This window comes from Arthrobacter sp. 8AJ (assembly GCF_902506025.1).
Classification (GTDB): domain Bacteria; phylum Actinomycetota; class Actinomycetes; order Actinomycetales; family Micrococcaceae; genus Arthrobacter.
In genome coordinates this window covers 1,901,361-1,908,340 of record NZ_LR733289.1, presented here as the reverse complement: position 1 = coordinate 1,908,340, position 6,980 = coordinate 1,901,361, and the positions used below count along the sequence as shown (strand labels likewise).

General features: G+C 63.6%; 6 protein-coding genes and 2 tRNA genes. 2 read left to right on the top strand and 6 right to left on the bottom strand.

Annotated elements, in window-relative coordinates; genetic code table 11:
* The coding region (locus BACI349Y_RS20240) for a class I tRNA ligase family protein (RefSeq protein ID WP_236560771.1) at nt 1–1,189 on the top strand (1,189 nt) is incomplete at its 5' end.
* 349 nt (nt 1,190–1,538) lie between these two features.
* On the opposite strand, the gene BACI349Y_RS08865 is transcribed toward BACI349Y_RS20240, so the two are convergent.
* The 6 genes from BACI349Y_RS08865 to BACI349Y_RS08840 form a co-directional block, all read right to left on the bottom strand.
* A complete protein-coding gene (locus BACI349Y_RS08865) occupies nt 1,539–2,153 on the bottom strand; it encodes a mycothiol-dependent nitroreductase Rv2466c family protein (protein WP_159631796.1) in 615 nt (204 codons plus the stop codon).
* Nucleotides 2,154–2,166: 13 nt separating this feature from the next.
* On the bottom strand, nt 2,167–3,447 hold the full coding sequence (gene clpX / locus BACI349Y_RS08860; RefSeq protein ID WP_159631795.1) for an ATP-dependent Clp protease ATP-binding subunit ClpX: 1,281 nt from the start codon (nt 3,445–3,447) through the stop codon (nt 2,167–2,169).
* Nucleotides 3,448–3,622: 175 nt separating this feature from the next.
* Nucleotides 3,623–4,282, bottom strand: coding sequence for an ATP-dependent Clp protease proteolytic subunit (locus BACI349Y_RS08855; RefSeq protein ID WP_138606612.1), 660 nt, complete (start codon nt 4,280–4,282; stop codon nt 3,623–3,625).
* A 38-nt stretch (nt 4,283–4,320) separates the two neighbouring features.
* On the bottom strand, nt 4,321–4,944 hold the full coding sequence (locus BACI349Y_RS08850; RefSeq protein ID WP_018761581.1) for an ATP-dependent Clp protease proteolytic subunit: 624 nt from the start codon (nt 4,942–4,944) through the stop codon (nt 4,321–4,323).
* A 233-nt stretch (nt 4,945–5,177) separates the two neighbouring features.
* Nucleotides 5,178–6,572 carry a trigger factor gene (gene tig, locus BACI349Y_RS08845; RefSeq protein ID WP_159631794.1) on the bottom strand — a complete coding sequence of 465 codons (1,395 nt, stop codon included), beginning with the start codon at nt 6,570–6,572 and terminating at the stop codon, nt 5,178–5,180.
* An 82-nt stretch (nt 6,573–6,654) separates the two neighbouring features.
* Nucleotides 6,655–6,729: transfer RNA gene (locus BACI349Y_RS08840), tRNA-Pro, on the bottom strand.
* A gap of 132 nt (nt 6,730–6,861) precedes the next feature.
* On the opposite strand from BACI349Y_RS08840, the gene BACI349Y_RS08835 reads away from it, so the two are divergent.
* Nucleotides 6,862–6,935 (top strand) — tRNA-Gly (locus tag BACI349Y_RS08835).
* Nucleotides 6,936–6,980 lie beyond the last annotated feature (45 nt).

The window sequence follows — 6,980 nt, the reverse complement described above, 5'->3', positions numbered from 1 at the left end:
CGACAACCCCGTCCTGCCCTCGGACGAGCAGCTCCCCGTCGACCCCGCCGCGGACGCCGCCCCCGGCTTCGACGAGGCACAGCGCGACCAGCCCAATGGCTTCACCGGCGACGCCGACGTCCTGGACACCTGGGCCACGTCCTCCCTGACCCCGCAGATCGTGGGTGGCTGGAGCCGGGACGAGGACCTGTTCGCCAAGGTGTACCCGTTCGACCTGCGCCCCCAGGGCCACGACATCATCCGCACGTGGCTGTTCTCCTCGGTGGTCCGCGCGGACGCCCTCCAGGACTGTGCCCCCTGGAAGCACGCGGCCATCTCCGGCTGGATCCTGGACCCGGACCGCAAGAAGATGTCCAAGTCCAAGGGCAACGTGGTGGTGCCCACGGACGTGCTGAACGAGTACGGTTCGGACGCCGTCCGCTACTGGGCTGCCTCTGCACGCCTGGGCGCCGACACCGCCTACGAGATCGCGCAGATGAAGATCGGCCGCCGCCTGGCCATCAAGCTCCTGAATGCCTCCAAGTTCGTCCTGAACCTGGGTGCCACGGAGAACTCGGTACTGTCGGGCGATCTTTCCGTCCTGGCGAACCCCCTGGACCGGGCGCTGCTGGCCCAGCTGGCCGAGGTGGTGGCGCAGTCCACCAAGGCATTCGATAACTACGACTACGCCCGGGCCCTGCAGCTCACGGAGTCGTTCTTCTGGCAGTTCACCGACGACTACGTGGAACTGATCAAGGACCGGGCCTACGGGGCCGCAGGCGAAGCGGAGCAGGCTTCCGTGCTGGCCGCGCTGGCCACCACGCTGGACACCCTACTGCGGCTCTTCGCCCCGTTCCTGCCCTTCGCCACCGAGGAAGTATGGAGCTGGTGGCGTACCGGGTCGGTGCACCGGGCCCAGTGGCCTGCCGCCCTGGAGATCCCCGGCGGGGATACCACCATGCTTGCGACCGTGGGCGTGGCACTCAGCGGTGTCCGCAAGGCCAAGTCCGAGGCCAAGGTCAAGCAGCGCACCGAAGTGCTGTCGGCGACCATCACTGCCCCGGAGGCGCTGACCGCACAGCTGCAGGCCGGTCTGGCTGATTTGAAGGCTGCGTCCAACGCCCGGGAGATCACCCTGGCCGTGGGTGACGGTGACCTCACGGTCACTGACGTCGCCCTGGCTCCAAGCGACGAGCCCGCCAAGGCCTGACACCGGACCGGATCCGGGCCAGCCCCGGTTTCCGGGCAAAGGGGAAGCCCCATCAGCGTTTTGCCGTTGGTGGGGCTTCGACTTTTTCGGCCATCCGGTGACGTGCTCTGATGGTCTGGCAGGATCCGCTGAACTTCAGGTCTTACTACCACGTCACTGGTAGCTTGCATTCAACTTTGCCGATGGCTGCGTCGACTTACATATCACTGAATCTTTGGTTCCTGCGTCCACTTCTTTCGAAGTGGTAGGAACTATTGTTCTCCTGCGCCGGACCACGTGCAAGGGCCCCGGGATAACTACATTCAGGTAGTTATCCCGGGGCCCTTGCAGCGCGTCAGTGTCCGGCGTTTCAATCGAATTCCGGGCTTTCGGTGCGGCTGCGCTTCAGCTCGAAGAAGTGCGGATACGCGGCGATAACCGTGGTGGCATCCCAGATCCTGCCGGCTTCCTCACCACGGGGAATGCGGGTCAGGACCGGCCCGAAGAAGGCTGTTCCATTGAAGGCCACCACCGGGGTTCCAACATCCTGTCCCACCAGCGAAATGCCTTCCTCATGGCTGGCCCGGAGCTGCTGGTCGTAGGCGTCCGTGGCGGCGGCGTCGGCCAGGGAGGCGGGGAGGCCGCACTCGGCAAGGGCTTTGGTGATGACCACGGCCCGGTCTTTTTCGCCCTGGTTGTGGATCAGCGTTCCCATGGCGTCGTACAGCGGCTTGATCACCTGCGGCCCATGCTCTTCCCGGGCGGCAATGATCACGCGCACCATGCCCCACGCGTTGTCCATGGATTCCCGGTAGCCGGGCTCCAGGTCACGTCCCTCATTCAGGACAGCCAGGCTCATGACGTGCCATTCCGTCTCGATGTCCCGGACGGCTTCCACTTCCCCGATCCAGCGGGAGGTGACCCAGGCGAACGGGCAGAGGGGGTCGAACCAGAAGTCGGCTTTGTTCTTGGAAGGTGAAGTCACGGAGTCCTCTCGGTCAGGCAGACTTACGGCGCTTGGCCACGTGCGGAATCATGGTGGGCTCGGCTCCCCGCAGGACCACGTCCTCGGTGATCACCACGCTGGCCACGTCCTCGCGGCTGGGAAGATCGAACATCACGGGAAGCAGGACCTCCTCCAGGATGGCGCGGAGGCCACGGGCACCGGTGCCCCGCTCCAATGCCTGGTCGGCAATGGCTTCCAGGGCGGCGTCGTCGAACACCAGCTCGACGCCGTCGATCTGGAACATCTTCTGGTACTGCTTCACCAGGGCGTTCTTGGGGGTGGAAAGGATTTGGATCAGGGCGTCCCGGTCCAGGTTGGACACGGTGGTGATCACGGGGAGCCGGCCAATGAATTCAGGGATCAGGCCGAACTTCAGCAGGTCCTCCGGCATGACCTCACCGTAAGAATCCACCTTCTTGCTTGCCTCGTTGAGCGGGGCGCCGAAACCGATGCCCTTGCGGCCGGAGCGGGAACCGATGATCTCTTCCAGGCCGGCGAAGGCACCGGCGACGATGAACAGCACGTTGGTGGTGTCGATCTGGATAAATTCCTGGTGCGGGTGCTTCCGTCCGCCCTGCGGCGGTACCGAGGCCACGGTCCCTTCGAGGATCTTCAGGAGGGCCTGCTGCACGCCCTCGCCGGACACGTCGCGGGTAATGGAGGGGTTCTCGCTCTTGCGGGAGATCTTGTCGATCTCGTCGATGTAGATGATGCCCTGTTCGGCCTTCTTGACGTCATAGTCAGCGGCCTGGATGAGCTTGAGGAGGATGTTCTCCACGTCCTCACCCACGTATCCGGCCTCAGTCAGGGCGGTGGCGTCCGCCACGGCGAACGGCACGTTCAGCCGCCGGGCGAGGGTCTGGGCCAGGTAGGTCTTGCCGCAGCCGGTGGGTCCGATGAGGAGGATATTCGACTTGGCGATCTCGACGTCGTCGTGATGGCCGCTGTCCCCCAGGTTTCCGGACTTCGGCGCATGGCCCGCCTGGATGCGCTTGTAGTGGTTGTAGACCGCGACGGCGAGGGACCGCTTGGCGGGCTCCTGGCCGATGACGTATTCCTGCAGGAAGTCGAAGATTTCACGCGGCTTGGGCAATTCGAAGCTGCCGAGATCAGCGACCTCCGCGAGCTCCTCCTCGATGATCTCGTTGCACAACTCGATGCATTCATCGCAGATGTAGACACCGGGGCCGGCAATGAGCTTGCGCACCTGCTTCTGGCTCTTTCCGCAGAAAGAGCACTTCAGCAGATCCGTGCTCTCGCCAATCCGAGCCATATATGAACCCCTTAGTATCCTGCTGCCAGGCAGCCCTGCACCATTGCTGAAATCTTTCCCGGCCGGCACGGCACGGTTTGTGACAACATCCACTCTAGGTCACATTCGGCCCCAAGGGTGGAATGAAAAGGCCGGTGCGGCCAAATGAACTGGACCGCACCGGCTTTCGGTACTGCTACCTCGTGATCGCCTGGGGCTTGATCTTGCGTGAATCAAGAACCTGGTCGATGAGGCCGTATGCCTGGGCCTCGTCGGCGGTGAGGATCTTGTCGCGCTCGATGTCGTTGTTAACCTGCTCCGACGTGCGGCCGGAGTGCTGGGCCAGGGTGTCCTCCAGCCAGGAGCGCATGCGCATGACTTCAGCGGCCTGGATCTCCAGGTCGGAGGCCTGGCCGCCCTGGCCGCCGGACAGTGCCGGCTGGTGGATCAGGACGCGGGCGTTGGGCAGTGCCAGCCGCTTGCCGGGTGTACCCGCCGCCAGCAGGACGGCAGCCGCACTGGCGGCCTGGCCCAGGCAGACAGTCTGGATCTCGGGGCGGATGTACTGCATGGTGTCGTAGATCGCCGTCATGGCGGTGAAGGAGCCGCCGGGCGAGTTGATGTAGAGCGTTATGTCGCGGTCCGGATCCGTGGACTCCAGGACCAGCAGCTGGGCCATGATGTCATCAGCGGAAGCGTCGTCCACCTGCACGCCGAGGAAGATGATGCGGTCCTCGAAGAGCTTGGTGTACGGGTCCTGGCGCTTGAAGCCGTAGGGGGTGCGTTCCTCGAACTGCGGCAGGACGTAGCGGCTGGACGGAAGATTGCCGGCTGACCACCCGAAGTTGTAGTTCATTGTGTTTGCTCCTGATCGAAAGGGGTTCTGGATGCCGGTTAGTTCTGGGAGGCGGATTCGCCGGAGGAACCGTTGGACGTTCCGCCGCCGCCTGAGACGGAGCCGGCGTGCGCGGCGATCTTGTCGAAGAAACCGTATTCGAGTGCTTCGGTGGCTGTGAACCACTTGTCGCGGTCGTTGTCCTTGAGGATGGTTTCAACGGTCTGGCCGGTCTGCTCGGCGGTGAGTTCCGCCATGACCTTCTTCATGTGCAGGATGAGTTCGGCCTGGATCTTGATATCGGACGCGGTGCCGCCGATGCCGCCGGACGGCTGGTGCATCAGCACGCGGGCGTTGGGCGTGGCGTACCGCTTGCCCTTGGTGCCGGAGGACAGCAGGAACTGTCCCATGGACGCGGCAAGGCCGGTGGCGACGGTCACGACGTCGTTGGGGATGAACTGCATGGTGTCGTAGATGGCCATGCCTGCCGTGACGGAGCCGCCGGGCGAGTTGATGTAGAGGTAGATGTCCTTTTCCGGGTTCTCGGCCGAGAGCAGGAGCAGCTGCGAGCAGATCGCGTTGGCGTTGTCGTCACGCACCTCCGAGCCCAGCCAGATGATCCGCTCCTTGAGAAGGCGGTTGTAAATGTAGTTGTCCTGGGCTGCAGGATCGACGGTCGCCATCCGGGGGGCCTCTGAGTGCTGTGACATGTTTACTTACCTCTCGCTGGTGACGGTGACATCACTGAAAATCACTACTTGGACACTAACCGGTTTCACGGGTGTTTTGTTCGCGCACCGACGGCTGTTCGCTGACGGCGCACGATCAGCGAATCAGCAGCGTGCCGCTTCCGGTCCAACGCGAACGGCCCCCGGATCGAAAGGATCCGGGGGCCGTTGCTGCGGTTCAAAAAGGACTATGCCTTGGCGTCAGCCGTGGTGTCCTCGGCTTCGACAACCTCTGCCTCGGCAGCTTCGGTGGCGTCGACGTCGGCCTCTTCTGCGGCAGGTGCCTCTTCGCCGGCGGGGCGGACGAAGTCGCTCAGGTCAACAGTCTTGCCCTCGGTGTCGGTCACCGTGGCCTGGCCCAGCACGACGGCCAGTGCCTTGCGGCGGCGGACCTCGGAAACCATCATGGGGACCTGGCCGCTCTGATCGATGATCTGGGCGAACTGGTTGGGGTCCATGCCGTACTGGCTGGCGGTGGTGACGATGTAGTCGATCAGCTCGTTCTGGCTGACATTGACTTCTTCCTTCTCCGCGATGGCGTCGAGGATGATCTCGTTCTGGAAGGCGCGGGCCGTGTTGGCGCGGACCTCTTCGCGGTGCTCTTCGGTGTCGTGCTCGCCGTCACCGTGGCCGTTGCCCTCCTGGAAGTGGGCTTCGAGCTGCTCTTCGACGACGGAGTCCGGAACCGGAACCTCGACGAGTTCCACCAGCTTGTCCAGGACCTTGTCGCGGGCTTCAACACCCTGCTCCACGATCTTGGACTCTGCGGCCTGCTTGGCCAGGTCTTCGCGGAGTTCGGCGAGGGTGTCGAACTCGGAGGCCAGCTGGGCGAAGTCGTCGTTCGCTTCGGGCAGTTCGCGTTCCTTGACGGCCTTGACGACGACCTTGACCTGGGCGGCCTCGCCGGCGTGGTCGCCGCCCACCAGGGTGGTGTCGAAGATGGCGTCCTCGTCGGCGCTGAGGCCGGTCACGGCTTCGTCCATGCCCTCGAGCATGGTGCCGGCGCCAACCTGGTAGGACAGGCCGGCAGCGGAGTCAACCTCTTCGCCGTCGATGGTGGCGGTGATGTCGATGGTGAGGAAGTCACCGTCGGCAGCGGGACGGTCAACGGACTTCAGGGTGCCGAAGCGTCCGCGCAGTTCGTCCAGGGCCTTGTCCACGTCTTCGTCGGAGGATTCCGCAGCCGCAACCAGGACCTCGATGCCGGCGTAGTCCGGGAGTTCGATCTCGGGGCGGACGTCAACCTCGGCGGCGAACTTCAAGCCACCGTCGGTGGCGGAGGGGTCGGGAACCTCGGTGATTTCCACCTCGGGGCGGCTCAGGGGGCGGATGCCGGATTCCTGCACGGCAGCCTGGTACCAGCCGTTGAGTCCGTCGTTGATGGCGGTCTCCAGGACGTAGCCACGGCCAACGCGCTGGTCGATGAGCTTGGCGGGAACCTTGCCCTTGCGGAACCCGGGGACCTGGATCTGCGACGCAACAGTCTTGTAGGCCGAGTCGATGCTGGGCTTCAGTTCCTCAAAGGGGACCTCAACATTGAGCTTGACCCGCGTGGGGGTGAGGTTCTCGACAGCGCTCTTCACGGTCTAAGTACTCCTGGGTTGTGGGATGGGGGTTTTCTGCAAACGCAATGTGTGTCCAGGCCTGCTGGTCCTGGCCGCAGAGTCGGGGTGACAGGATTTGAACCTGCGACTTCCTGCTCCCAAAGCAGGCGCTCTAGCCAAGCTGAGCTACACCCCGTAAGTGCACAGGCAAGTCTACGGTGATACGCGTCGCGATTGCACATTTGACACGTAGGCCATGGATTAGGTTTAGTTGTATCCGGCTTGAACAGCCAGCCCGGACTTTCCGCTGAAAATCGGATCTTCCTTCGGGGACGTAGCTTAATGGTAAAGCCTCAGTCTTCCAAACTGATTACGCGGGTTCGATTCCCGTCGTCCCCTCCAGGACAACAAAAAGGCCCCTCGACCGAGGGGCCTTTTTGCGTTTGT

Bases quoted from the DNA above. Each gene is read 5' to 3' on its own strand.
- clpX (WP_159631795.1), bottom strand. From the start codon at position 3,447: ATGGCTCGGATTGGCGAGAGCACGGATCTGCTGAAGTGCTCTTTCTGC.
- BACI349Y_RS08855 (WP_138606612.1), bottom strand. From the start codon at position 4,282: ATGAACTACAACTTCGGGTGGTCAGCCGGCAATCTTCCGTCCAGCCGC.
- BACI349Y_RS08850 (WP_018761581.1), bottom strand. From the start codon at position 4,944: ATGGCGACCGTCGATCCTGCAGCCCAGGACAACTACATTTACAACCGC.